This window comes from Treponema sp. UBA7570 (genome assembly GCA_002477955.1).
In the GTDB taxonomy this organism is placed as follows: Bacteria; Spirochaetota; Spirochaetia; order Treponematales; family Treponemataceae; genus Treponema_D.
The window spans coordinates 1-449 of record DLLE01000004.1 but is presented as its reverse complement, the minus strand read 5'-3'; the positions used below and the strand labels follow the sequence as shown (position 1 = coordinate 449).

Genomic DNA, 449 nt, shown 5'->3' with positions numbered 1-449 from the left:
ACGCTTGCAAAAATGTTTTTTCCGTCTTATCGATATGTGAACCTTGAAGACCCGGAAATTTTTGCGCTTGCACAGAACGATATAAATGAATTTTTCAATCTTTTTAAGGCTCCCTTGATTATTGACGAAATCCAGCGAGTTCCTGCCCTACTGAATAAAATCCAAGTTCTAGTCGATGAAAAAAAACAAAACGGACAGTTCATTCTTACAGGCAGCTTTCAGCAAGGACTGAAATCTGCAATCTCTCAGTCGCTTGCAGGAAGAACAGCAGTCATAAATCTTCTTCCATATTCTATCTCTGAGCTTTTACAAATCGGGCAAAATCTTTCAAAAGATGAATATTTATATCAGGGTTTCATGCCGCGCCATTATTCGGAAAATCAGCCTGTTGATTTGCTCTACCGCTCTTATTTTCAGACCTATGTGGAGCGTGACGTGCAGTCGCTTTT

At 39.6% G+C, this 449-nt stretch carries 1 protein-coding gene; it reads left to right on the top strand.

The genetic code is table 11. The annotated features are described in order from the left end of the window. The coding region (locus tag B4N75_RS00180; RefSeq protein WP_296706235.1) for an AAA family ATPase at positions 1-449 on the top strand (449 nt) is incomplete at both ends.